22 protein-coding genes are annotated in these 25,536 nt (G+C 38.7%); 15 read left to right on the top strand and 7 right to left on the bottom strand.

Annotated features, from left to right (window positions below; genetic code table 11):
- Positions 1–295 precede the first annotated feature (295 nt).
- The gene (locus ACSHXM_RS07305; protein WP_435688094.1) at positions 296–1,006 is read right to left on the bottom strand and encodes a pirin family protein; all 711 of its coding nucleotides are present in this window, start codon (positions 1,004–1,006) and stop codon (positions 296–298) included.
- Positions 1,007–1,057: 51 nt separating this feature from the next.
- The gene (locus ACSHXM_RS07300; RefSeq protein ID WP_435688093.1) at positions 1,058–1,504 is read right to left on the bottom strand and encodes a DoxX family protein; all 447 of its coding nucleotides are present in this window, start codon (positions 1,502–1,504) and stop codon (positions 1,058–1,060) included.
- Between the two features lie 120 nt (positions 1,505–1,624).
- Between ACSHXM_RS07300 and ACSHXM_RS07295 the strand changes: the two genes are divergently transcribed.
- Positions 1,625–2,521 carry a LysR substrate-binding domain-containing protein gene (locus tag ACSHXM_RS07295; protein ID WP_435688092.1) on the top strand — a complete coding sequence of 299 codons (897 nt, stop codon included), beginning with the start codon at positions 1,625–1,627 and terminating at the stop codon, positions 2,519–2,521.
- A gap of 23 nt (positions 2,522–2,544) precedes the next feature.
- Here the strand turns inward: ACSHXM_RS07295 and hemN are convergent, their stop codons facing one another.
- Positions 2,545–3,915 carry an oxygen-independent coproporphyrinogen III oxidase gene (gene hemN / locus ACSHXM_RS07290; protein WP_435688091.1) on the bottom strand — a complete coding sequence of 457 codons (1,371 nt, stop codon included), beginning with the start codon at positions 3,913–3,915 and terminating at the stop codon, positions 2,545–2,547.
- Positions 3,916–4,106: 191 nt separating this feature from the next.
- Here hemN and ACSHXM_RS07285 point away from each other — a divergent pair, with 191 nt between their 5' ends.
- On the top strand, positions 4,107–4,799 hold the full coding sequence (locus ACSHXM_RS07285) for a hypothetical protein (protein WP_435688090.1): 693 nt from the start codon (positions 4,107–4,109) through the stop codon (positions 4,797–4,799).
- Positions 4,800–4,801: 2 nt separating this feature from the next.
- On the opposite strand, the gene ACSHXM_RS07280 is transcribed toward ACSHXM_RS07285, so the two are convergent.
- From ACSHXM_RS07280 to ACSHXM_RS07265, 4 genes are all read right to left on the bottom strand, one after another.
- Entirely contained in the window at positions 4,802–5,320 is a 519-nt protein-coding gene (locus ACSHXM_RS07280; RefSeq protein ID WP_435688089.1) for a CBS domain-containing protein, read from the bottom strand.
- A 598-nt stretch (positions 5,321–5,918) separates the two neighbouring features.
- Entirely contained in the window at positions 5,919–6,989 is a 1,071-nt protein-coding gene (locus tag ACSHXM_RS07275) for a methyl-accepting chemotaxis protein (protein WP_435688088.1), read from the bottom strand.
- Between the two features lie 364 nt (positions 6,990–7,353).
- Positions 7,354–7,683, bottom strand: coding sequence for an EscU/YscU/HrcU family type III secretion system export apparatus switch protein (locus ACSHXM_RS07270; protein WP_435688087.1), 330 nt, complete (start codon positions 7,681–7,683; stop codon positions 7,354–7,356).
- Between the two features lies 1 nt (position 7,684).
- Positions 7,685–10,174 carry a flagellar hook-length control protein FliK gene (locus tag ACSHXM_RS07265; protein WP_435688086.1) on the bottom strand — a complete coding sequence of 830 codons (2,490 nt, stop codon included), beginning with the start codon at positions 10,172–10,174 and terminating at the stop codon, positions 7,685–7,687.
- 170 nt (positions 10,175–10,344) lie between these two features.
- Here ACSHXM_RS07265 and ccmA point away from each other — a divergent pair, with 170 nt between their 5' ends.
- From ccmA to ACSHXM_RS07200, 13 genes are all read left to right on the top strand, one after another.
- Complete coding sequence (gene ccmA / locus ACSHXM_RS07260) at positions 10,345–10,974, top strand: cytochrome c biogenesis heme-transporting ATPase CcmA (protein ID WP_435688085.1); 630 nt, start codon at positions 10,345–10,347, stop codon at positions 10,972–10,974.
- Positions 10,974–11,639 (top strand): heme exporter protein CcmB, encoded by a 666-nt coding sequence (gene ccmB / locus ACSHXM_RS07255; protein WP_435688084.1) that lies wholly within the window; start codon positions 10,974–10,976, stop codon positions 11,637–11,639. Before ccmA ends, ccmB begins: the two co-directional genes overlap by 1 nt.
- The gene (locus ACSHXM_RS07250) at positions 11,639–12,427 is read left to right on the top strand and encodes a heme ABC transporter permease (RefSeq protein ID WP_435688083.1); all 789 of its coding nucleotides are present in this window, start codon (positions 11,639–11,641) and stop codon (positions 12,425–12,427) included. The genes ccmB and ACSHXM_RS07250 overlap by 1 nt, the downstream gene beginning before the upstream one ends.
- Positions 12,428–12,429: 2 nt before the next feature.
- The gene (ccmD, locus tag ACSHXM_RS07245) at positions 12,430–12,642 is read left to right on the top strand and encodes a heme exporter protein CcmD (RefSeq protein WP_435688082.1); all 213 of its coding nucleotides are present in this window, start codon (positions 12,430–12,432) and stop codon (positions 12,640–12,642) included.
- A 14-nt stretch (positions 12,643–12,656) separates the two neighbouring features.
- The gene (gene ccmE / locus ACSHXM_RS07240) at positions 12,657–13,151 is read left to right on the top strand and encodes a cytochrome c maturation protein CcmE (protein ID WP_435688081.1); all 495 of its coding nucleotides are present in this window, start codon (positions 12,657–12,659) and stop codon (positions 13,149–13,151) included.
- A 2-nt stretch (positions 13,152–13,153) separates the two neighbouring features.
- Positions 13,154–15,202: a heme lyase CcmF/NrfE family subunit gene (locus tag ACSHXM_RS07235; protein ID WP_435688080.1), complete on the top strand. Its 2,049-nt coding sequence runs from the start codon at positions 13,154–13,156 to the stop codon at positions 15,200–15,202.
- On the top strand, positions 15,199–15,771 hold the full coding sequence (locus tag ACSHXM_RS07230; RefSeq protein ID WP_435688079.1) for a DsbE family thiol:disulfide interchange protein: 573 nt from the start codon (positions 15,199–15,201) through the stop codon (positions 15,769–15,771). The genes ACSHXM_RS07235 and ACSHXM_RS07230 overlap by 4 nt, the downstream gene beginning before the upstream one ends.
- Entirely contained in the window at positions 15,771–16,217 is a 447-nt protein-coding gene (locus ACSHXM_RS07225) for a cytochrome c-type biogenesis protein (protein ID WP_435688078.1), read from the top strand. Before ACSHXM_RS07230 ends, ACSHXM_RS07225 begins: the two co-directional genes overlap by 1 nt.
- A complete protein-coding gene (gene ccmI / locus ACSHXM_RS07220; protein WP_435688077.1) occupies positions 16,214–17,479 on the top strand; it encodes a c-type cytochrome biogenesis protein CcmI in 1,266 nt (421 codons plus the stop codon). The genes ACSHXM_RS07225 and ccmI overlap by 4 nt, the downstream gene beginning before the upstream one ends.
- Positions 17,479–18,243 carry an MlaA family lipoprotein gene (locus tag ACSHXM_RS07215; protein ID WP_435688076.1) on the top strand — a complete coding sequence of 255 codons (765 nt, stop codon included), beginning with the start codon at positions 17,479–17,481 and terminating at the stop codon, positions 18,241–18,243. Before ccmI ends, ACSHXM_RS07215 begins: the two co-directional genes overlap by 1 nt.
- Positions 18,244–18,534: 291 nt before the next feature.
- A complete protein-coding gene (locus ACSHXM_RS07210) occupies positions 18,535–23,646 on the top strand; it encodes a choice-of-anchor V domain-containing protein (RefSeq protein ID WP_435688075.1) in 5,112 nt (1,703 codons plus the stop codon).
- An 11-nt stretch (positions 23,647–23,657) separates the two neighbouring features.
- Positions 23,658–24,995, top strand: coding sequence for a DUF1501 domain-containing protein (locus ACSHXM_RS07205; protein WP_435688074.1), 1,338 nt, complete (start codon positions 23,658–23,660; stop codon positions 24,993–24,995).
- 5 nt (positions 24,996–25,000) lie between these two features.
- Entirely contained in the window at positions 25,001–25,489 is a 489-nt protein-coding gene (locus tag ACSHXM_RS07200) for a thermonuclease family protein (RefSeq protein ID WP_435688073.1), read from the top strand.
- Positions 25,490–25,536 lie beyond the last annotated feature (47 nt).

Here is a 25,536-nt window from a genome sequence, read left to right as displayed (position 1 = left end):
CAAATCAGATTTTTGGTTGATGTCTACCACAGTGTTGAAGAGTTGAAGGTTATTGATATCAACTATTTTAAGGATTGGTTTAGCAGAGGCTAACCCTGTCGTTGAAAACCCAAGAACACTAAGCAAATATATGAAAAATAGTAATTTTTTTATTTGTCTATATTCGTTTTTTCTCATGAAGAGCTTTAGTTTTGACAGTATTTTAAAATCATAACTTTACATCCAACCAGTGTCCAATTTATCGTATCATTATCCGTTTACCTAAAAGTTATTTGGTCCTGTGTGAAGACTCGCCTTAGTTTGGAACATCCAGTATTAATACTTCTGCGTCTGTTTTAGCTAATATAGTTAGGCTGGTTTGTTCGGTTACTTCAGCGCCATCCCCTTGGTTCATCTCAATATTTTGTGTTTGATTGATTAGCTCAACTTGTCCTTTTGAAACTAAAACATATGCTTGATGAGAAAGTGATTGAGTCAGTTGATAACCTTTACTTATTTTCCCGCCATATATGCGCGTATCTTGATATATGAATAAAGCTTGGCCTTTGTCTTCTTCATAACCCGAAACTAATAAGGGCAAGCCGCGTTTATTGAACTGAGTAGGAAAAGGTTTGGTTTCCCACCTAGGGGTTACGTTATTGATATTTGGCTCAATCCAAATTTGAAACAAAGTAAGAGGTTCATTTGTTTGGTTGTATTCAGAATGTTGAATACCTGTACCAGCGCTCATCACTTGTACTTCGCCTGCCTTCGTTACTCCTTGGTTGCCCACACTGTCTTGATGAGATACTTCACCGCTGCGGACAAAGGTAATGATTTCCATATTGGCATGTGGATGAGTGGGAAAACCCGTTTTCGGTTCAATTTTATCATCATTAATCACTCGTATACTGCCAAAACCCATACGATTAGGATTGTAGTATTGGCCAAAACTGAAATGATGGTTTGCTTGTAACCAACCATGATTGGCCTTACCTAGTGATTGGAAGGAATTGTATTTAATCATAATTTTATGTTCCTATTAGGCCTAGTAATAGGCCTGTAAACTGAAAGATATTTATTTTACTCGCTGATAAATTAGCTGGTCTAAAGAATATTTCCCACCGCCTTGTAAGACTAAGGTTATGGTCAGTGCAAGTAGAGTTAATGCATATTCGTAACCATTATTACTCATGAACAAACCATGACTAATATGTGCGGTTAAAATTGCTACTAGCATAGTAAATGCCAATGCTAATGCTGATGGACGTGTTAAAAGCCCCACGATTAAAAGTAATCCTCCGAAAAATTCCACACTGCCAGCTAATACTGCCATTAAATAACCAGGAGCCAGGCCAATGGAAGCCATATATTGTCCAGTGCCTTCTAGCCCATAACCACCAAACCATGCAAATAATTTTTGTCCGCCATGAGCGGCAAATACTACTCCGGCAACTAAACGTAAGGGGAGTGTCGAAACCATATTTTTGCTGCTTAAGATGTTCTTATATATTGAATTATTCATTTCTATTTTCCTGTTGTTAATCTGAATTTTTTAAAGCACAGAAATAATAGAGCTGAACAATTATTGAAATAAGATGTATATTTTGTTTAATATGTTCAAAATAATTGAACATTTGAAGCCATGTATCATTCTCCTATAACGTTAGAAGCTTTATTAGTCTTAGATGCCATCGAAAGTCGAGGCAGTTTTGCTGCAGCTGCGGAGCAACTTAATAAAGTCCCTTCGGCTTTATCGTACATAGTGCAAAAATTAGAAGAACAACTCTCTGTTACCATTTTTGTAAGGCAGGGAAGACGTTCCGTTTTAACGCCAGCTGGTCGCCATTTACTTGATGAAGGACGTAAGCTAATTGGTGCAGTAAGCAAAATATCTGAACAAACCCAAACAATTGCTCATGGCTGGGAGCCGAAAATACGTATTGCCTATGACTCTATCATTGACGCTGAATATTTGTATGCGCCTATAAAGCAATTTTTGGCAGAGCACCCAAATATAGAAATTGATTTGTCTGAGGAGGTAATGAACGGCACCTGGGAAGTGTTAAAAGAAGACAAGGTGGATTTAGTCTTGGGGGCTCCAGCTCCAGCTCCTTTGCATCAAGGTTTTAGAACCTCTTCCATTGGCAATATTAGCGTCGTTTTAGTTGTGGCAAAAAAACATGAGTTAGCTCGTTTTAAGCAGCCAATAAATAAGTTAGATATTAATCACTATCGAACAGTAGTGGTGCATGACTCTGCAAAAAATGATGTGCCAAGATCAAGCAACATAATTGAGCAAAGTCGACGTTTTTATGTCTCAAGTGTCGAACAAAAAATTCGCTCAATAGTACGAGGAATTGGAGTAGGGTATCTACCAAGACAAAGAATACAGCCTCTATTAAATAGTGGTGACCTGGTTGAAGTAAAGGTTGATGAAGGTGAATTATCCGTCGAATTATTTACAGCTTGGAAGTTAGCGAATAAAGGTAAGGGCATTCAGCGCCTGATTGAAATATTAGAGCAAACGCCATTGATCTAACCTCAATGCAGGTTGGTACTACTCTAAATCACTCGTGAAAACCTCTGTTGGTTGATGTGTTGATTTAAGTATATGTCGAATGACATACATATATTTCTGACTAGTAATCTTGCACTTGGGGATATTTGAATATTTTCAACTCTGTTGATTAATAAGTTGTCTTTTTCAAAAGTGTCTAGACTTGATAATTCTTCAGCAAAATATTGATCGAACTGAATATCAAATAACTTAGATACTTGCTGTTTATCTACAAATAAGTTGCACATTAATTCACTGATCACATATTGTCTAATCAAGTCGTCTGCTGCTAATGTCAGACCTTTTACAACAGCATGATTATCTTGTTCAATATGCTGATAATAGTCTTTTAATACTTTGTTGTTTTGACTGAAGGTATTATCCACGGAGCTGATAGCCGAGACGCCAAAACCTAACAAGTTGCAGTTTTTTAACGTGGTATAACCTTGGAAGTTTCTGTGTAAAACGCCATTTTTTTGAGCTATTGCAAGTTCATCGTTTGGTTTTGCAAAATGATCCATACCAATCAATTCGTAACCTAGTGAACTAAGTGTAACGATAGCTTGTTTCATTAATATGAATTTGTTGTCTGCTGAAGGCAGCCATTCATCCTTTATTTTTCGTTGAGCAGCAAAACGACTGGGTAAATGTGCATAGCTGAATAATGAGATCCTATCGGCGTCTAAGGTTTTGGCATCGACGAGTGTTTGCTTGAAGGTTTCTTGAGTTTGGTGGGGCAAGCCGTAAATAAGGTCGATGTTTACTGAATCAAATCCAAGTTTTTTGGCTCTTTTTATTAACTTTTGAATAAACGCAAAGGATTGTGGGCGATTAATGGCGTGTTGAACTTTGGTATTTGTGTCTTGAACTCCAATGCTGACGCGATTAAAGCCTAATGAATATAGGTGGTCGAGTAAATCTAATTCTATTTCTCTTGGGTCTATTTCAATACTCATTTCAATGTCATTTGAAAAGTTGTACTTCGATTTTAGTAAATTAACAATTCTGCTCAATTGCTTAGCAGATAAGTAACTAGGTGTCCCTCCACCAAAATGTAACTGACGAATAGTTTTGTTTGAACATATCTTGGCTCTATTTGTAATTTCCTGACTTAAGTAATCAAGATATGTGTCTGCTTTATGCTTTTGACGAGTGACAATTTTATTGCAACCACAATAATAACAAAGGCTGTGGCAAAACGGGATATGCACGTACAAGGACAAGTTAGGATTGTTGGATTGACTTAGTGCAGAAGTAAATTTTTCGTTGGTAAACTCGCTATTAAACTCTAAAGCAGTCGGGTAAGAGGTGTACCTTGGTCCGCTAGTGTTGTATTTTTTAAGTAAGCTTTGATCGAAAAAACTGCAATCTGTCATTGTTATTGTCATTAACCTTAATTTATTTAAGGTTATTCTAACTGTTTTTAATTTATTAGGTGTAATTTATTTAAAATAGACAAGGACTTTTGAGCGAATCCCTTTTGTGTCTGAAAAACTGTTTTAATGATATTGTAAGTTAATGGTTACTGTTTTACGGATAGTTACAGTGTTTTAGAAAGGAGTACTCTGTGTTTAAACGATATTGTTTTATTCTGCTGTCTATTTTATGGACGCTTGGTGTGAATGGAGCGGAAGAAGAGCCAAACACTAAGCCATTAATAAAGTTGGTGGGTTTAGATATTCCATATGTACGAAATCATCTCCATAAAATAATTACCAACGCTTATAGCCAGCTGGGTTATCGCGTATCAGTTGATTATGATAATACTTCTAGATCTCAGGTTTTATCGGATTCTGGGTTTTATGATGGAGATATAGGGCGAGTAGAGTCATTCAGTCAGAAGTTTAAAAATTTGGTTAAAGTTGAAGAGTCCTTGGGGAAAATTCAGATTTTTTTAGCCTGCACGAGTAATGTACCTCATTGCGAAAATTCAGTTCTCGATAACCCCAATAACTCATTAGTAACCATGCACGGTAAGCAAGCTTTTGATGATGTTATTAAAAATAAACCAATAAATATTATTAGAATATCTCAGATAGATAAGCTGACCGAGATGTTAAAGAAAAATAGAGTTCGTTACACTCTCGTTATTAAGCATGTAGAATCTGGAAAATTCTTATTGGATGTTTCTAGTTTAAAAGTCTCCTCTGAATATTTACATGAAGAAAACGTATTTCATTTTATTCACAAAAGGCATGCTGCTCTTCAAGCTCCATTAGCAAAAGCAATTCGCCATGAAATTAAAACTGTCGGTTGGTAGCGTTAAGATTTTTGCAGCATTCTCAAAATATCCATACCCGTTAGAACTCCGATTAGTAATCCCCTTTGAGTCACAAAAAGACGGTGGATGTTTTTCTCAACCATTAGTTTATACGCAAGGTCGAGGTTGGATTCTTGGTCTATTGATAATACTTGCTTAGTCATTATGCTGTTAACGGTACAGTATTCGTTTGCCCGTTGCTGAATTCTGGTGATTTCAGTTTCGTCAGCTTCTTGGCCAAACGGACCACAGTATTCACGAATAAGCTTTTGAATTTGTTGTTTATCAGGATCAGAACTTTCAAATTTAATAATGTCTGACTGAGTGACTACGCCAACTAACTCTTCGTCTGCAGCAATAACAGGTGCGCCAGAAATATGATGTTTTCGGAAGAACTGTGACAGGCGCTTTATGGACCAGCCTTCATAAACCGTTAGAATCGTTTTTGACATGACTTCTGAGATCGGTATTTGAGCCAGATTGGTACTAATTATTTGCTTAATATTTTGATTATTAGTCATTTTTATTCCTAATTCACAATTTAATTATTTAGAGTGTAGTCAAATAAATTTACTCAAGCCAACTGAAATAAAGGTATTAGTACTTTGAGTCTTAAGGGGGGGCCTTAGGCTAATTTGAATACTGATATTATTTTGGATTTTTCTATGTGATAATTTTTTGGTTAGCTTGTATAAAAAGGAAGTCGTAAATGAGTGTTGAGATATGTTTTAGGTTCTTGAAATTAAATAAATTGCAAGCCATTACTTTATGCTGGGAAATTGAGGGGGCTAGTTACACTCTCAATGATGGGTGCGATACATTTGAGGCTAGGGTCCCATTACTTGAAGATAAATTCGACGATATTAACTTGTTTTTTATTAGGCAAAAAATTCCTATGCAGGATTGTGACTTATTAATAAATTCTACAAAGCAGTCAAATTCGATTGAAATCCCAGTCCCTATAAAAATTAATCGGTTTTTAAAAGATATCGACTGTAAATTAACGTTAACTTGTGCAAGTTAATTTATGAAAAGTAATAATGCCGTTAAGACAGTTAAATTGATAAAAATACAGTTATTACCTAAATATTTAGATAATAACTGTGGTTTTAAATTGGATTAAGATATTTCATCTAATAATTGTAAAACTTGGCCGCTGGCCTGTTCCATTTTTTCTAGATAGTCTAGGCACTGTTTTGTATTGCCATTCTTCTGGTGAGAAATAGCTTCTAAACCAAATTGGTGGACGTCTGCATGAGGCTTTTCGATTGCTTTAAAAGGTGAGGAGTTGGAATGTTGACTTGCTCCTTCTCCATAATACCATTTACCAAATCGACAACTTCTATGATCCGATAAGGAATCGGCAGATTGATTAGAGTTACTTAACACTAATTCGTACACATCGCCTTTAAACACCACATGATCTAACTTAATCGTTTGAATAAAGGTTCTATCAACAGCAGTAGTGATTGAATCTTTCATAGTACTAATGTTTGCGTTTATACCACCATAACTTTCGTTTAATCCTGAAATGGTTGATGATAACTCAACATTAGATTCTTCAAGTGCATTGGCAAATTTCACACCCGACTCTGTATCTTGTTTTATTCTAGCTATAAGTCCGCCTACTTCTTCGGCAGATTTACTGGTGTTACTTGCAAGGCTTCTAACTTCGTCAGCAACTACAGAGAAGCCTCGACCCGCATCACCTGCTCGAGCTGCTTCAATAGCGGCGTTTAGGGCTAGTAAGTTGGTTTGATCTGATATTTTAGAAATGGTTTCAACGAAAGAATTAATGCTGTCAGCAATTGCCTCCAAATTGGCCATGCTTTGCGACATGTTTTGCATTTTTTCGGTAATTTCTTCCATGCCACTCGCAATATTGCTGATCGATTCTTGACCCGAACCAAGAGTTTCATTTAAGTGTTCAATTGATTGAGATTCGGTATGAATTTGCTCGTATGAATAAGCAACCGATTCTCTTATGCTGGTAATTTGTTGAATACAAGAGAGTAAATTTGGCCAAACTTGGTTATTTAGGTCTAATTCTTGTGTTTCATTTACTGAAGCTTGTAGTGCAGAAATTTGTTGAACATATTGTTGATTTTCCTGTTCAAGTAAATTTTTTTCTCGTACCACATTTGCTAATTGTTGCTCTAGTGCTAGGTATTTGCTTTTACTCACCAACATTATTAATGGCTCCACAATATGTACTGTTAAAATATTTCTTTTATTTACTAAAGAGTATCTCTAGCTTTTGCCTAATATTATTTCGTACTACCTAAAATTTTGTATAAATCTACACACTTTTGTGTGTCTACAATATCTCTAGGTCACTTAAGAAGAATCTTATATTTAATATCACTTTACGTTAGATTTACTTTTCCACAACATATTTATTTTTATTTTAACGAATAAGTCAAGAAGCGTATAAATAACAAAGCGAATCCTTAATAGATATTTCGGCTGACAATCAAATAACTGAAATTAATGATTAAAATAAATTTCAGTAATTCATTAACCTTAGTTTATTTTTTGTAAAACGTTGGTTGAATTATACTTTTTTAGACACTTTTCCATGAGTTTTAGCCCAACTGTCAGGAATTTTCCCTTGTAATACATAAGAAAATGCAATGAGTTCTGCTATCACGTGATAAAGCTGGTCTGGAATCTCTTGGCCTAAATCTAATGTCGCTAAAAAATCACTGAGATAAGGATCTTGATGAATAAGGACACCATTTTGCTGAGCTAGCGTAATAATTTCTTCTGCTAATTCCCCAAATCCTTTGGCAATAACTTTAGGTGCATCTTTGTTGTTATCCTGTTGGTATTTCAATCCAACGGCACTCTTTGTTTTGTTTGTAGAAGAAGCTTGTTTTGTCATGTCACACCTTAGTTTGAAATACGTGATAGGGACGTTGTTGTAATGACACCGGGATTTTTCCAAGCTGGCATTGGCTTTTATTTACTTCAATTCCTAATGATTTAAGTTTTCTTTTGAATAAGGGTAAATAGTTCATGACTTGTAACTTGACCTCTTCATTCGAAGCATAAAAGTTAAGCTCTAGGTTGTCAGGTCTAAGTTTCGCTTTAGTTAATAACTCACCTAGTTCACCTACACTTAGTTTCATTGTCAGTTGCCAAGTTTGATTGGCGTTTTGCTCCGCATCTTTTTGTTCAGACTGTTTTTCTTCTCGTTTAATCAATAATTCGACATCTTTAAATATTCCGCCCATGACAGTAGGTAAGTTGTAATAAAGACTCTCTTGGCCTTGTAACATTTGCTCAGCATTGCTTAATTTATTGGCTTGGTGTCCAGACAATAACCTGCCTATTTCTCGCATTAGTTGGTGTTTTTGTTCTAATTGCGAAAACTCATTTAGGCTTTTTGCCGTCATTTTGTTAGGTGCTTTAGTCATGCTGGGCAAGATCGAGTTTAAAGTTCGAGCTACCAATTCACTGCGAGTATTTTGGTTCTTGGCTAATCGTGCCCCGAGAGATACTTGTAATAGTGCCACTAAACCACTCACTAGTCCTGATTGGTTGGCAGGTGAAGTTAATTGGTTAGCTGATAAATTTAATGCCGGAGAGCTGAGTAATTGTCTAATATTTTGAGGATCTGTTTCTTTGCTTTGAGGTAATGCACTTTTGGTTTGTTGTAAAACCTGTTCCACAAATTGTTTATTGCTTAGGTCTGAGGATGTTTTAAAAAACTCTCCATCAGTTAAGGTTTTCTCTATGTTTATCAGCGTATTACTCGGAGTTTCAGCTTTAGCTTGTACTATTCGAGATAATTGTTGAATCAACTGGTGTTGTTGATTCTTATCCGTTAAAAATTTAGGCGTGATAACACTGTTGGTTCTAGGTTCTAGCTGTACTCTTTGTAGTAATGATTCCGCTAGTTGTTTTAGATCGGGTTTTAACTCTGCTTGTGTGACATTAGGTGCCGCTTTTACAGCATTAGCCAAAGCAGCATTATTATCGGTTTTTACTATTTGGTTTTCTGCTGTCGATTGATTTGGAATGGCTTTGTTTGCCGGTACATTCACATCATTATGGGGCTTTATAGGCGGTGTGTCTGCTTTGGCCGATAATACTCTTTTGGCGTTATCACCTAACTGTTTAATGGCATTAACCAAAATTTGTTGTGGTGTCACTTTGTCACTTGTATCGGGTGTGATTTTAGGGTTTACAGTGCCATCCAATGATGGATTGTTTGAACGCGTAGTGGCTTGCTCTGCATAACGTTGTTGATTAACTAATTTAATTATTTCTTTCTGATTGGGTAATTTTAGTGGTGCAAGTGCTTGTGCGATCTCTTTGTTGATTGGAATGGTCGCAATAGGTTGGTTACTTTCTATCCTGAGTTGTTGTTTGTTTGTTGAACTTAACTCTATGCTCAATTTGTCAATCGACTGATTTTGCAAAGCTTTTACTAATGACTGAATGTCAGCTGATTTATTTTTTGTCAGCAATTGTATTGTTTGTTTTAGCGGGAGCTCTAATTGAGTTACTAAACTTTTAGTGTCACGAACTGCAAAGGCTTTAATAAGTTCAACGCTGTCTTTTTGAGGTACCAAAAATGATTGTCTTTGGTTTTTATCACTAAGTGCTGTTGGGGCTGTAAAATTGCTTGTGCTTGTGCTTGTGCTTGTGGGTTGTGCGTTTACTTGCCAACTTGCCCCGGCCGGTTTTAGTGTTAATACAAGTTTTTCTCCAGGACTAAAAACAGGGTGGGATCGTTTGGGAATATTGAGTGTAATCGGCTGAGTATTGCTAGCAACTTGTAGTTTTAGTATTGAGCTCTCTTTAGCGACTTTTGGCAAGTCAGTGTGAGATCTATCGGGCGCCGTTATGTTTATTTTTGTATTTGGTTGTAACGTCTGTTGCAATTGAATGGTATTAGCTTGGCTTGTGTTTATAGAACTACTCAATACAGTGGCATTGGTCGACAGTGTTTTTTGTAAATTTGCTCCTAGTGCATTAACCAAACTAGCAAATATTTGTTTAGGTGGAAGTTGGAGTAATGATTGAATTTGTTGGTTAGATAAATTTATTAGTTTTTGTTGGTTGACTGAATTAGCAGAATAAAACTCTAGTTGTGGTGAACTTACTATTGATGCTTTAAGTGTATGCGTTTGATTGTTGTTCAACTTACCTTGGATGTTTGCTTGAGGTAAAATCGCTGGCTTATTGAGTAACCCTTTAGTTCGCGTTAGGTTGAGCAAGTTACCACTTAAATGTTTAACCATGACTTCAATAGTTTGGTTGGCTATTTCGGATGAAGCAGCTAATTGACTCAACTGATTTATTTGAGTTGACTGGCTTTGAGTTTGAGGTAAAACCGTATTTGGCGTTTGAGGGATATCAGGCATACACAGGTTATCGGCCTAAATATAAAAGATTGAATCAGTGTACACTAAAAACAATTAAGCCCTAGTTAAACAAAGACAATTTGTTACTAATTTACATTGAGTTAAGTAGGTTAGGGCGAAATGCTGTGATATTATCCATGCATATATAAAACCCATAATTGAGGATTCGCTTGGCGGTACTTTCTACGCATAATTTGTCAGTCATAAAACGCGACAGATTATTATTCGAACAGGTGAATTTATCAGTGGATTCTGGCTCTTTGTTGTATGTAAAAGGACCTAATGGTGCAGGAAAAACAAGTTTATTACGGGTATTGACTGGACTCGTAGAGCCAGAAGATGGAGTTGTGTTTTATCAAGGTGAAAACATCAAAAGCTGTATTGAACTTTATTCTGAAAGCTTAGTGTATTTTGGTCATAAACTCGGTATCAATAGCAGCTTAAGTGCAGTAGAAAACTTACGTTATTGGTGTGACAGCCATCAAGTTGTAGTAAACACTTCAATAATTTATCAAATATTAGAGAAGTTAAATTTAGTTGGTTTAGAAGATATTCCAGTGGCGAATTTATCAGCGGGGCAGCAAAGGCGAACTGCGTTGGCTAGATTTTGGTTAAAAGATCACGCTAAATTGTGGATATTAGACGAGCCATTCACCGCGCTAGATACTCAAGGTATAAAGGTTTTGAGTGACAAACTGACAGATTATTTGTCGAATGGTGGAGCGGTGATCATGACATCACATCAAATGTTGGAATTAGATTATCCCACTCAAGAATTGACGTTGGAGTATCGGATTTAATGGCTGCACTTAAAGCATTATTAAAGCGAGACTTATCTTTGGCTTATAGACAAAGAGCTGAGTTGATGCAGCCATTGTTGTTTTTTATTTTAGTGATTAGTTTATTTCCTTTAGGGGTGGGACCTGAGCCCAATACTCTGCAATTGATTGGCCCTGGGGTTATTTGGGTTGCTGCCATCTTATCTTCGTTATTGGGTTTGGAACGCCTGTTTAGAGATGATTTTCAAGATGGCTCATTGGAACAACTCATATTGTCAGGAGTGCCACTCGCCGCCGCTGCATTAGTTAAAGTATTTGTGCATTGGCTAAGCAGCATTATACCTCTTATTTTGATTTCACCTTTATTGGCATTGTTTTTACACTTAACAGAACCCATGTATTGGGCTTTGGTTATCAGCTTATTAATTGGTACGCCAATTCTAAGTTTAATCGGGGCGATTGCGGTTGGCTTAACGGTGGGGTTAAACCGAGGTGGTGTTTTGTTGGCTTTATTGTTGTTGCCTGTGTTTATTCCGTTACTTATTTTTGCTACATCTGCAGTTGAGTCTGCGGCAATGAATTTACAATATAGCGGGCAAATTGCCATTATTGGCGCCATGTTTCTTTTCTCTTTAGCTTTGGCTCCTTTTGCCATAGCTTACGCACTTAGAGTGAGTCAGACCTAATGTGGAAGTGGTTACATCCTTACGCAAAAACAGAAAGAACCTATCAATTATGCCAACGGTTATTACCTTGGTTTAGTATTTTAGGCCTAGTGGGTTTAGTTGTAGGAGCAGCTTGGGGATTGGCTTTTTCTCCAGCTGATTACCAACAAGGCGACTCATACCGTATTTTCCATATCCATGTACCCACTGCAATTTTATCTAAAAGTTTATACATGGGCATGGCTGTTTCTGCATTTGTGGGTTTGGTGTGGCAAGTCAAAACTTCATATATGTCTATGATGGCTATTGCAGCAGTAGGAGCTGTTGTGACATTTGTTTCATTATTGACAGGTGCCGCATGGGGTAAGCCTATGTGGGGAACTTGGTGGGAGTGGGATGCCAGAATGACCTCTCAATTAGTGTTGCTGTTTTTATTCTTTGGAGTGATTTCACTATATAAATCTTTTGATGATAAACAACAAGCCAGTAAAGCCGCAGGGGTGATGGCCATTGTTGGTATCATCAATTTACCCATAATTCATTATTCTGTTGAGTGGTGGAATACATTACATCAAGGAGCCACCCTGATGAAAATGGACAAACCATCTATGCCACTTGAAATGTTATTGCCATTTTTTGTGTCTTTATTTGGATGGTCAATGGCGTGTGGAGCGATTGTGTTAATACGTTTGCAAAACGAAATTTTAAGACGAGAAATTAAGCGCCCATGGGTGGTTTCTCTTGCACAAAAACATACCGGTATAAATGTTGATGAAGCCTCGTCTCAACCCGCGAAAAAACAGGATTAATTATGTATTTTGATAACATGCAAGATTTTTGGCGTATGGGTGGGTATGGTTTATATGTTTGGTTGTCATTTGGTATTGGTTTAACTAGTTTAACCTTGTTATGGCTGGACTCAATATTTGCCAAACGAAAATTAATGGCTCAAATTTTAAATGAACACGCCAGACAAGTTCGCATAAAATCCGCTAAAGAGAAACAAGCTGAAACATCAGTGTAATTCGGAAAAACAAGATGAATCCTAGACGTAAAAAACGATTGATTACAGTATCCGCAATAGTGTTGATATTGGGCGCTGCCATTGGACTAATGTTATATGCACTTAGTCAGAATATAGATTTGTTTTATACCCCAAGTGAAATTATTGAAGGTAAAGAGGGGGTTATACCAGAAGTAGGGCAAAGGCTCAGGATAGGTGGCATGGTAGTGCCTGGTTCGGTAAAACGGAACGAAGAAACCTTAGATGTAAGCTTTGACTTACAAGATACCGGACCCATTGTAACCGTCAGTTATCAGGGATTATTGCCTGATTTGTTCCGCGAAGGACAGGGGATTGTTGCCACAGGGGTGTTAACTAAAAAAAATCATATACAAGCTCATGAAGTTTTAGCCAAACATGATGAAGAATACATGCCACCTGAATTAGCTGAAAAAATGAAAGGTATAAAACATGTTAATCCTAACCAAGCTAATCCTAATAACGAACAGCAACAGGGAGCTAAATACTAATTATGTTGGCTGAATTAGGTAATTTTTCATTAGTGATGGCATTGGTAACCGCTATTTTGTTATCAATTTACCCGATGTGGGGAGCCTATAAAAATCACCCTCAAATGATGGCAATGGCAAAACCACTCGCTATAGGTATGTTCTTATTCACGGGTTTTTCTTATTTCTGTTTAACCTACGCGTTTGTAACTGACGACTTCAGCTTGGCTTACGTGGCTAATACCTCGAGTACATCGCTGCCAATTCAATATAAGTACACAGGGGTATGGGGTGGACACGAGGGTTCATTTTTATTGTGGGTGATGATCTTTTCCACTTGGACAGTAGCAGTTGCACTGTTTAGCAAAGCCATCCCAGTCAGAATGGTTGCTAGAGTATTAGCTGTGTTAGGCGCAATAGGCATAGGCTTTTATTTGTTTATGTTACTGACCTCTAACCCTTTTGATCGTTTATTACCTTTTTATCCCATTGACGGCAAAGACCTAAATCCACTATTGCAAGACTTTGGCATGATCATTCATCCACCTATGCTTTATATGGGGTATGTTGGTTTTTCAGTGGCATTTTCTTTTGCCATTGCTGCGTTGATTTCTGGTCAGCTAGATTCGACTTGGGCTAGGTGGTCTAGGCCTTGGACAATTGCCGCTTGGTCTTTTTTAACATTAGGTTTGGCTTTAGGTAGTTGGTGGGCATATTACGAACTTGGTTGGGGGGGCTGGTGGTTTTGGGATCCTTCTGAAAATGCTGCCTTTATGCCTTGGTTAGCGGGTACGGCTTTAATGCATAGTTTGGCAGTAACTGAAAAGCGTAAAGTGTTTAAATCTTGGACTGTGTTTTTAGCCATATCAGCATTTTCATTGAGTTTATTAGGTACTTTTTTAATACGTTCTGGGGTGTTGGTTTCGGTACACGCTTTTGCTAGTGATCCTAGTCGAGGATTGTTTATCTTGGGGTTATTAGCGGTAATTATTGGCGGTTCGCTATTTTTATATGCTTTACGCGCCTCACAAGTTAAAAGTAATGGTCAATATAGTTTAGTGTCTCGTGAAGTCTTATTAATGGGCAATAACGTATTTTTAACAGCTGCGACATTGGTTGTGTTGTTGGGAACGTTATTTCCATTGGTGCACAAAGAATTAGGTTTAGGCTCTATTTCGATAGGCGCGCCATTCTTTAATCAAATGTTCACCTATCTTATTGTTCCTTTTGTTTTCTTTATGGGAATTGGGCCGCTTTCTAGATGGAAGAATCAAGCACCAGAAGCATTATATAAACAGTTATTTATTGCTTTGGGTATCAGCTTGAGTGGTGCCATCTTGATCAACCTAAATTATGAACAAGCGAGTTATATGGCTGCGCTGGGCTTAGTCATGAGTTTTTGGATAGTGGTGACCACTATCATGGAAGTGCAACAAAGAATTAGTAAGCCGGGTTCGAACGACGGTGTTGATTTTTCTGAACTGACAAAACTCACTCGTAGTCATTGGGGAATGGTGCTTGGTCACCTAGGTTTTGCCGTTGCTTTAATCGGTATGGCCTTAGTCAGTGCTTATAGTGATGAGCGAAATGTACGAATGACTGCAGGCGATAAAATTCTTGTACAAGGTTATGAGTTTGTATTTAAAGGCGTAACCGCTCATCAAGGACCTAATTACTCTGCTGATTTAGCAAAAGTAGAGGTATTGCAAGACAATCAAAAAATCGTGACGCTAGTCGCTGAAAAGCGTTTTTATCCCATTCAAAGAAACGTTATGACCGAAGCAGGAATTGATTCTGGGTTTACTCGAGATCTATTTGTAGCCTTGGGCGAGCAATTAAAAAATGGTGATTGGTCGATTCGAATTTATGTCAAACCATTTATCACATGGATTTGGGGGGGCGCCTTTATAATGGCTTTAGGTGGTGTTTTATCTATATCTGATAGGCGTTATCGCATGGCTAAATTAGCGCAAAAAGGCAAAGCCAAAAAAACCGAGGCCCCAAAAGTCTATCAACCGACTGAGCAAACAGGTCATTCTCAAACGAAACCGGTATCGGAGCAAGTATCTTGAAAAAAACGGCTTTTTACTTAATTCCGCTCTTTATTTTTTTAGGGTTATTGACCTTTCTATATCAAGGTCTTTTTTCAAACCCAAGAGAACACCAGTCTACTTTGCTCGATCATGAGGTGCCTGAGTTTGTATTGCCAGATTTAATGAACACCCAAAAAACGTATACCCAAGAAGTATTTAAAGGCAAAATTACCTTACTAAATGTTTGGGGAGTCTGGTGTACAACTTGTGCAATTGAATTGCCTTACCTTAAACAATTACAAGTTGAGGGAAAACATATAGTCGGTTTGTATTATGACCAAGATATTGACCCTGATTTTGGCATTAAAACAGTACAACGTGTGCAGCAAGAAGTGAATCAAACGTATAGCCAATTAGGTAATCCATATGCCTTTAATATTTTTGATGTAAAACGAAACTTGTCATTAGATTTAGGGGTAACGGGTGCTCCTGAAACATATTTGATAGATAAACAAGGGAAAATACGTTTACATCATATTGGTGATTTGAACCCTAGAGTTTGGACTAATAAATTTGCTGCTGTATATGCACAACTGGAGGCAGAATAATGTTTAAGCCAGTTTTAATAATTTTGGGATTCTTGTTTACTATCACTTCGAGTATGGCCATGGAAGATAAGTTTAAATTTGACGATCCAAAACAAACAGCCTTGTTTTTAGAGCTCACTAAAGTACTTCGTTGCCCTAAGTGTCAAAATCAAAATATAGCCGATTCTGACGCCATGATAGCGGTCGATTTAAAACGAAAAGTACATGAATTAGTTAAAAAGGGACAGACTAAACAGCAAGTAGTGGACTTCATGAAACAAAGGTATGGTGATTTTGTTTTTTATGAACCGCCAGTTAATTCAATGACAATCTGGTTATGGTTATTACCTTTGTTTTTTGTTGTGGGAACATTAAGTTGGATAGTTCGAAGCCGCAAAAAGAGTGTGCCACAAATTGATAATAGCCAGCTAAAAAAAGCCCAAGAAATTTTGGAGCGTGAAGAGTGAGTGATTATTACATTGGGGTAAGTTTGTTAATTTTGTTAGCAGTACTTATCGCTATTTTACCTTGGGTTCGAAAACGACAGTCTATACAAGAACATAGTTTGACGAATACAAATTTGATCCGTCAGAGAATGTTAGAGCTTAGTGCAGAACAGCAACAAGGTTTATTAACCGAAGAAGATAAACAACAAGCTGAAAATGAACTTAAACTTGCATTGCTAGATGAAGTCAAAGAAAAAGACAAGCTTCAATCTGGTGGTAAGTGGATGTTGTTAATCGGTTTAATGATTAGTTTAGCTGTGGGTGGAGCAACTTATTATCAAGCTAGTCAGCTAAATAAAGTTAAACATTGGCAAGCAGTGCAACTCAAAACCAGTGATTTAGGGCAACGTATTTTACAAGGAGATGAAAATCTAACTTTGGAAGATATGCAAGACTTTGCTTTAGGTCTTAGAAGCCGCTTGTTAGAAAAGCCAGAAGACCCTATCGGTTGGATGTTACTAGGCCGTGTTTCTGGCGCACTTAATCGTATCGATACTTCGATTGAAGCTTTTGAGCGTTCTCTTAAATACGATGCAAATAATACTGGCACGTTAGCAAGCTATGCTCAGGCTTTGTTAATGACCGGGCAAGAGCAAAGAATTTCACATGCCAAAAAAGTATTGTTGCATATATTGTCATTAGAGCCTGATAACACCAGTGCTATGGGCATGTTGGCTGTGGTTGCTTCTGAGTTGGGTGACAAAACGTTAGCGGTGCAAAACTGGCAGAAGTTACTTAATTATGTCGACGAGTCAGACCCTAATTATGCGGCGATTAATCAACGTATTGCTCAACTAAATGGTGAATCACAACCCGCGGCTACTCCTCTAGCCAATAATCCTGAAGCAACTAGTGATGAGTCTAGTGGGGCTGATAAACGTGTGGAAATTACAGTTGATATCGCGCCAGAGCTAAAAGCAAAGTTACCTGAAGCCGGGTTTTTGTTTGTGTTTGCTCAAGCCGCATCGGGGACTAATAGAATGCCTGCCGCTGTGGTTAAGATGCCCTTGGGTGAATTTCCTTTAGTGATAGAATTGTCAAACCAAAATGCCATGATGGGGACGTATACTTTGTCGCAATTAGAGAGCGCTAAATTGGTAGCAAGAGTGTCTGTTGACGGTAATGTTGCTCAAGCGGCTGGTGAATTTCAAGGCGAGAAAATAGTGGATTTGAGTGCCACTGAGTTGAATAAAGAAAGTATTTTAATAAGTAGGGAATTGTAATGAATAGGACGTTTATTTTTGGTTTTATATGTGCTTTCTTGTTGTTAACTGGGTGTGCCAGTACAGATAAAAACCAACAACAAGTGGCAGTTTACGAGGATCCTAAAGATCCTTTTGAGCCGGTGAATAGAGCGTTGTGGGACTTTAACTATGATGTACTTGATGAATATATTTTAAGACCTGTGACGATTGCTTATGTTGATTATATGCCACAGTTTGCTCGTACAGGTTTGTTAAATGCAGCTGAAAACCTTGAAGAGCCATCTTTTGCAATTAACAACTTATTACAAGGTAAACTGGATGGAACCTTTATAAGTTTAGGCCGATTTTTATTAAATTCTACAGTGGGCTTGTTGGGCACTATTGATGTTGCCAGTGAAATTGGATTGCAAACCAAAGAAGAAGAATTCGGTGAAGTATTAGGTAAGTGGGGGGTGCAAACTGGCCCGTACCTAATGATACCAGCCATGGGTCCAAGTGATGTGCGAAGTTCAGTAGGTGATGTTGTTGACAGTGCCTATTCGCCAATTGATAGCTTAAACCTATACCTGTCAGTACTGCGTACCAGTATTAAAGCCATTGAAAGTCGTGCATCTATTATTGAGCAAGAACAACAACTGGCCAATTCTACTGATCCTTATGCCTTCGTTAAAAGTGCCTATTTTCAAAATTTAGAATATAAAGTGAATGATGGCGAAGTGGAACAATCTGAAGAAGAAGCCGCCCTTGATGACGACTTAGATGCTTTTTTGGATGATCTATAACCGACAATCATAATTTAAATTTAAAGGCTATTTACGTCCTATCCTTTATAAAGAGTGAGGTAACATTTTGTAATTCGTGTACCTCACTCCGCTTGCCATCCTACTTTTCAAAACAAATATTATTAATTTTTTAACCTGAGTTTACATTCAATTTAAGTGACTCGGGATTTGTCTGATTATTAGAGACAATATTTAGATATCCATGTAATATTCGTAAATTGGTTAAAATTATAGCAGTCACTATCATTAGCTCTGCTATGATTTCTTAGTTGCGTATTATGGAATTGCGATATGGTTAAACTGAAATTTTTATTAGTCTTGTGTGCGTTGTTTTCTTCTGAGTTATTAGCCAGTGTAAATGGTCAAACAGGTCGTTCGGGCAAACAAGGATTGACTTGTAATACGGGTTGTCATTCCGGCAGTGATTATCAATCTAGTTTAACTTATGACGGTGCTATGACGGTAGAGCCAGGTCAGAGCATAGACATGGCCTTGTTGTTAAAAATCTCCCCTCCTTCTTCTGTTTTTACCCCAATGGCAGGCATTAACATTGCTGTCTCTAGTGGTAGTTTAAATAGCGGTAGTGGCTTGCAAAAAGTATCGGGCGAACTCACCCATACGCCTGACAGTATAAGTAGCCTTTCGAATAAAGAAAAAACCTGGGGTTTTAGTTTTCAAGCGCCGAGTACAGAAGGCACTGTGACCTTGTATGCCTGTGCTGAGGCTGTGAATCGCGATTTTATTAATTTAAACGATGATTCTAAAGCGGCCTGTATTCAACAAAATATTACGGTAGTAAGCTCTGCAGAGCCAGAGCCAGAGCCAGAGCCAGAGCCAGAGCCAGAGCCAGAGCCCATCGCGCCCTCGGTTCAAGGTGATGTTGACCATGATAGCCGAGCGGATTATTTAATTTATCGTCCAGAGACCCAAACGTATTATGGGAAGTCAGTGGCTTCACTGCAAACTACTCACGCTGAGGTAATGGGGCAAAGCAGTTATTCGGTACCGTTGTCAGGTGATGTGGATGGTAATGGCAAAGAAGATATCGTGGTGTGGAGTCCCGAGAGTGGTCAATGGGAAGTGACGTTAGACTCAGGTCAAACAGATAGTTTTATTTTAGGTCAACAAGGTGATTATCCTTTCTTAGGGGATGTTGATGGAGACGGCAAAGTCGACCCCATAGTGCGTAGACCATCAAGCGGAAGTTGGCTGTATTTATTATCATCTCAAGGGCATGCACAAAAGTCTCTATCCTTTGGTTCAGTCGCCACAGATGTGCCAGTGCTGGGCGATTATGATGCTGATGGTCGTGTAGACTTTGCTATCTGGCGCAGTGGTATTTGGTACATGCGTTGGAGTAGTGATGGTAAAACCCGTACTCAGTCATTGGGCACTCAAAGCACTGATATTCCCACGCCAGCCGATTATGATGGTGACGGTAAAACCGATGTGGGTATCTGGCGTCCTACGAGCGGCACTTGGTATATCTATCATTCCAGTACAGGTAAAAGACACGATACTCGTTTTGGCACCCAATCAACGGATATTCCGACCCCGGCAGATTATGACGGAGATGGTAAAGCCGACTTATCTATTAGACGCCCTACTAATGGCAGTTTTTATTATAAAAGTTCGGATTCAGGCAGTGTTGTAGCGGTCAGTTTTGGTTCGAATGCCACAGACATTCCGGTACTGGGTACGTGGAAGGCTAGACAGACCTTAGTGCAAGAGCTCACTCCAGCGGTTAAAGGTGATGTAGATAAAGACGACCGAGCAGACTATGTAATTTGGCGCCCGAGTACACAAACCTATTACAGTAAATCGAGTCAATCTGGCCAAGGCATACATAATGAGACCTTAGGTTTTGCCAATACAGGGGTGCCGTTACTAGGTGATATAGACGGCGATGGTAAAAACGACATAGTGGTATGGCAGCCAGAGTCAGGCAGTTGGGATATTCAATATGCGACGGGTGATTATGACAGTTTGACCTTAGGCCAAGTGGGCGATTACCCATTTTTGGGTGATGTAGATGGGGATGGTAAGGATGACCCTATTGTTCGCAGGCCGTCACAAGGCACATGGCACTATTTATTATCCTCAATTGACCATGTTGAGAAGTCTTTATCTTTTGGCGGTGAAAGTACGGACGTACCAGTACTTGGGGATTATGACGGTGATAGCAAAGTCGACTTCTCTATCTGGCGCAGTGGCAAATGGTATATGCGCTGGAGCAGTAACAAACAAACCAAGGTGCAATCGTTAGGTGGGCAAAGTACCGATATTCCAGTACCTGAAGATTATGATGGTGATGGTAAGACTGACGTAGGCATTTGGCGCCCCACCAATGGCACTTGGTATATTTATCATTCCAGCACGGGGAAAAGGCTCGACACTCGTTTTGGTACCCAAACTACTGATATTCCCACCCCCGCCGATTATAGTGGTGACGGTAAAGCAGATTTAGCTATTAGAAGACCCAACAACGGTAGCTTTTATTATAAAAGTTCCAGTACTGGCAACACCCAAGTGACCAGTTATGGTGGTCATGCAACAGATATTCCTGTTATGGGAGCATGGCGAGCCAAGCAAGGTATATTAGTCAAGCCAATGAATGGTGATACCGTGACCTTATACAATGAGAATGTGTCAGAGCAAGTGGTGCAAAGTAAATGTATCGCTTGTCACACTGCCACTGGCGCGGCGGCCGGTACAAGGTTGCATTTTGAACCCAGTAGTGTGAGCAACTATCAAATGGTTAATCGTGCGGTAATCAGTGACTTTTTGAATCAAACAGACGTGGATAGCAATTATATTTTATCTAAAGCTCAGGGGTTATTATCCCATGGTGGCAGTAGTCAATTAACCTTTGGGAGTAAAGAATATATTGACTTAGGTGAATACTTATCTTCTATCACGGGCGAAGAAGTGGTGACAGAAGCCACCGCTTTTTGGAAAGGAGTCGGTTTTTTAGATAACAAACAAACCTTAAGAAAAGCCGCCATTATAGTTGCCGGTCGATTACCCAGCGATGAAGAGTATGCTGCTGTTGCAGACAATCAAGAGGCCTCTCTGAAAGTGGCGATTAAGGGCTTAATGCAGGGAGAGGGATTCCATGATTTCTTGACCGATGGAGCGAATGATCAACTACTGATCCGTAAGTTTTTACAAAATGGCGGAGACTTTTTAGACTTTAATATTGGCCATATTATTGAAGGCACAAAATTACAATACGACTATTACGTTGAAGAAAGAGGTGATGACTTTTGGCCTGAAATTGTTCAGCCTTCGCGTGATGCATTTGCTTATGCGGCAGAAGAGCTGATTGCCTATGTGGTTGAAAACGATAAACCTTATTCTGAGATTTTAACTGCTGATTACACTATGATGGCGCCTACGTTAAATAGGATTTATAGAGGTGATGCAACTTTCAACGATCCTGATGATAATACCGAGATGCAACCCGGCAAGATCCATGGATATATGTTGTTTGATACCTTTGAATCCGAATATTTTGAAGGGATGGGTCATAAGGTTTCGCAAGAAGGTACAACTATCACTTGGCCCCATGCAGGAATATTGAATGACCCAGGTTTTCTTGAGCGATATCCATCTACAGCAACTAATCGAAATCGCGCCCGCTCACGCTGGACTCAGTATTTCTTTTTAGATTTTGATATAGAAAAATCAGCAGCTAGAACCAATGATCCAGTAGCCTTGGCCGATCGTGATAACCCCACCATGAAAAACCCTAATTGTACCGTTTGTCATATCCCAATGGATCCTATAGCAGGAGCTTTCCAAAATTATGGTGATGTTGGATATTACAGAGACGGTTGGAATGGCAAAGATTCCTTACCTGGTACTTATAAATGGCCAGAAGATGGAGACTCATTGTATCAAGATGGCGATACCTGGTATCGAGATATGCGTACCCCTGGTTTTTATGGTGAAGAAGCGCCAAACAATACCAATTCAATACAATGGTTAGCCCAAAAAATTGTAGCTGATGATAGATTTGCAACCGCATCGGTTAAATTTTGGTGGCCAGCCATCATGGGCGGGGACCCACTGGATGCGCCAGAAAACTCTAGCGATTATGATTTTACCTCAAAGTCTTTGGTGTTCAGTCAACAAAGTTTGTTTATTAATGAACTGGCCAGTGATTTACGTGAACATATGAATTTAAAGGATGTGCTGGTTGATATGTTTGTCAGTGATTGGTTCAGAGCTAATACAATGACAGAAGCTGCCGCCCAAGTTCATGCCAGTAATAAAGTGGGTGTAGGCCGATTGTTAAGCCCTGAAATGTTAGACAAGAAGACCAAAGCCATTACAGGTAAGTCTTGGGGGGAAGAGTATCCAGAATGGAATAACTACCAAAGACGGGCAAGATTAGCTGATGACTACCGTCTGACTTATGGTGGCATTGATTCAGATGGCGTAATCAAAAGGGCTGAAGAAATGACGTCCATTATGTCCCAAGTGGCATTGACTCACGCTGCTGAAATGGCGTGTGGAGTTGTCTTAAGCGATTTTGTTAAAGATAGTAACCAACGTAAGTTATTCGGGAACATATCTAAATATGATGCGCCAGATATAGTAAACAGCCAATCCATCACTTTAGCCAATAATGGCCCTGATAATAGCCAAGCTTATACCTTAAATGTTCCTTTAGATGAAGGACTGCATTATATCGATATTGCTTATTTAAACGATTGGGCTGATTTTGATGACCTTAAAGTTGATGTGGACTTGGTTGTCGATAAAGTTGTCATTGAACATGCTAATGGAAACGTTCTAGCGGAATATGACGGTGAAGGTATATTAGAAATTGTCCCTGATGCACCCTGTTCTGGTGATATAAGAAAACCTCAAACAGGCAGTGATTTAAATATTTATTCTAGCTGTGGCCCTGTATCAATCCCTCTTGACGCAGAAACAGCAGGTAATTATGTCGTAAAAGTTTTTGCCTATGGTGGGTTTCATGATTCTATTGATGGCGAACATAGGACAGAACTAGAAGGTCAACTAGCAAACACTCAAATGCAATTGTCTATTAAGATAAGTGATATTGACTCGCAAAGCAGTGTTAATAAAGTCAAGATTAAAGAGACCATTGTTGATTTACTTAAAAACGCATGGGGGGAGTTTGTGTCTATTGATAATCAACAAGTTGAAGACTTATACCAATTATATATAGCATCTTGGCAAGCGAAACCACAACGCAGTAATTGGCGACATATTCAAGAACAAGATAGCAGTTGTGATTTCGATTATGGAAGTTATAACACTGAAACAGAAGATGGGTGGCTTAAGGGAAATGACCCCAATTATTCCATGAGTGCATGGCGAACAGTAATTGCCTATTTAATGACTGATTATAAATATCTACACGAGTAAGGAATAATAAAATGAATAGAAGAGATTTTATAAGATTATCAGGCCTTACTTCTTTAGCTACTGCGCTGCCAGCTAGTTTAAATTTACATGCCGCTCCACAGGATTTTGAAGGAAAATTTCTGGTTACGTTACAGTTAATTGGAGCTTGGGATGTGAGCAGTATTTGTGATCCCAAAATGAATGTACCCGGTGAAGATGAAATCAATCACTGGGCGCAAAATGGTGAAACTCAAACTGCCGGTAAAATTCAATACGCAGAATTTGCTGGTAATACGTCGTTTTTTGATAAATACCATAACGACATGTTAGTGATTAACGGTATTGATGCCCAAACCAATTCGCATAATGCTGGCGTAACCCATAATTTTAGTGGACGTATTTCGGCGGGGTTTCCTTCTTTAACCAGTTTATATGCGGCCATTCATGGGGCTGATTTACCCATAGCCTATATCAATAATGGTGGATATACTGAAACGGCTGGGGTTATCCGTAATACCCGTTTGGATGATGCCGACTCTATTCAAAATATAGTCAAGCCTACTTCGGCTAGATGGAATCCTACTGATAAGTGGATCCCAGATGAAGATTGGGAATTAATAAACCAATATAGAAACTCCCGTTTAATTGAAAAGTTAAATTCTAGCACTCTTTCTGTACGTGAAAGGTTAGCTGTCAGTAACTACAAATCTGCATTAGATAGCGCTTCTATTCTGACCGACTTCTCTACTGCCTTAGATCAAGCAGGTGATTTACATGAAGTTGAGAGAGGTACTGAATATTGGAGTAATCTAAAACGTCAAATACAGTTGGCTATGATCAGTATGAAATCAGGGGTGTCTATATCTGCAGATTTAAACATACACGGTTTTGACACCCACCAGAATCATGACGTTTTACAAGGTGAGTTATTAGCCCATACCACAGACTGTATTGATTTTTTCTGGGAGTATGCCGAAGAAATGGGCATAGCTGACAGAATGGTGTTGGTGGTTAATTCTGATTTTAGTCGCACGCCTTATTACAATGCAACAGATGGAAAAGATCATTGGCCGGTAGGCAGTGCCATAGTGATGGAGAAAGGTGCTTCATGGGGTAACCGTGTGGTTGGCCTTACAGATGAAGCACAAAATGTTATCCCCATTAACCCCGTTACGTTGCAACCCCAAGAAAATGGCGGGAGCGTTATTTATCCAAAACATGTGATGCAATCATTAAGAGATTATATGGGGATTTCGGATAATCCGTTAGTGACGCCGTTTTTGTTTAACAATGAAGAAAGCTTTGATTTTTTTAGTGCATCTAAAAGTACTCCACAAAACGCAGACCCAAGAAATAGCGTGAGAGTTTAACGTCATTGAAGCAAACTAATTTATTGTTGTTGGCAGTTATATTGTTAGCTGCCTGCTCAAAATCTCCTCCTACTTATACCCTTAAAAAGGTCGTTGATGGTGATACGCTTGTATTCGAAGAGCTGCCAAACGAGCGATATGATTTAGCGTTTATCGATGCTCCAGAACGAGAGCAGCCTTATGGCCGGGAAGCAAAATCTTATCTGACACAGGTGTTTGCAGGTAATCAAGTTGATGTGGTTATCAACGCAAATAACAAAGCAGAGCTATTTATTAATGGTCAATCTATTAATCAACTAATGGTGACCAATGGTTATGCTTGGGCTCAGCTAAATATTGCCGATCCAATTACATCATTAACCTATGTCGAAGCACAAAAAAAGGCTTTTAATCATGGACTTGGACTTTGGTCGTTAGAACATGGTTTAATGGTGTCACCTTGGCAATGGCGTCAACAATCTACACAACCTAACTCACCAGCATTAACAAAATAAATCTTTGGGTTTGGTGCCGAAAAATAGTCTAACAAGCATAGAGGATT

Source organism: Paraglaciecola sp. (genome assembly GCF_051252315.1).
Classification (GTDB): domain Bacteria; phylum Pseudomonadota; class Gammaproteobacteria; order Enterobacterales; family Alteromonadaceae; genus Paraglaciecola.
This window is presented reverse-complemented; position numbering and strand designations above follow the sequence as displayed.

Bases quoted from the DNA above. Each gene is read 5' to 3' on its own strand.
- ACSHXM_RS07305 (WP_435688094.1), bottom strand. From the start codon at position 1,006: ATGATTAAATACAATTCCTTCCAATCACTAGGTAAGGCCAATCATGGT.
- ACSHXM_RS07300 (WP_435688093.1), bottom strand. From the start codon at position 1,504: ATGAATAATTCAATATATAAGAACATCTTAAGCAGCAAAAATATGGTT.
- ACSHXM_RS07295 (WP_435688092.1), top strand. From the start codon at position 1,625: ATGTATCATTCTCCTATAACGTTAGAAGCTTTATTAGTCTTAGATGCC.
- hemN (WP_435688091.1), bottom strand. From the start codon at position 3,915: ATGACAGATTGCAGTTTTTTCGATCAAAGCTTACTTAAAAAATACAAC.
- ACSHXM_RS07280 (WP_435688089.1), bottom strand. From the start codon at position 5,320: ATGACTAATAATCAAAATATTAAGCAAATAATTAGTACCAATCTGGCT.
- ACSHXM_RS07275 (WP_435688088.1), bottom strand. From the start codon at position 6,989: ATGTTGGTGAGTAAAAGCAAATACCTAGCACTAGAGCAACAATTAGCA.
- ACSHXM_RS07270 (WP_435688087.1), bottom strand. From the start codon at position 7,683: ATGACAAAACAAGCTTCTTCTACAAACAAAACAAAGAGTGCCGTTGGA.
- ACSHXM_RS07265 (WP_435688086.1), bottom strand. From the start codon at position 10,174: ATGCCTGATATCCCTCAAACGCCAAATACGGTTTTACCTCAAACTCAA.
- ccmB (WP_435688084.1), top strand. From the start codon at position 10,974: ATGGCTGCACTTAAAGCATTATTAAAGCGAGACTTATCTTTGGCTTAT.
- ACSHXM_RS07250 (WP_435688083.1), top strand. From the start codon at position 11,639: ATGTGGAAGTGGTTACATCCTTACGCAAAAACAGAAAGAACCTATCAA.
- ccmD (WP_435688082.1), top strand. From the start codon at position 12,430: ATGTATTTTGATAACATGCAAGATTTTTGGCGTATGGGTGGGTATGGT.
- ccmE (WP_435688081.1), top strand. From the start codon at position 12,657: ATGAATCCTAGACGTAAAAAACGATTGATTACAGTATCCGCAATAGTG.
- ACSHXM_RS07235 (WP_435688080.1), top strand. From the start codon at position 13,154: ATGTTGGCTGAATTAGGTAATTTTTCATTAGTGATGGCATTGGTAACC.
- ACSHXM_RS07225 (WP_435688078.1), top strand. From the start codon at position 15,771: ATGTTTAAGCCAGTTTTAATAATTTTGGGATTCTTGTTTACTATCACT.
- ACSHXM_RS07215 (WP_435688076.1), top strand. From the start codon at position 17,479: ATGAATAGGACGTTTATTTTTGGTTTTATATGTGCTTTCTTGTTGTTA.
- ACSHXM_RS07210 (WP_435688075.1), top strand. From the start codon at position 18,535: ATGGTTAAACTGAAATTTTTATTAGTCTTGTGTGCGTTGTTTTCTTCT.
- ACSHXM_RS07205 (WP_435688074.1), top strand. From the start codon at position 23,658: ATGAATAGAAGAGATTTTATAAGATTATCAGGCCTTACTTCTTTAGCT.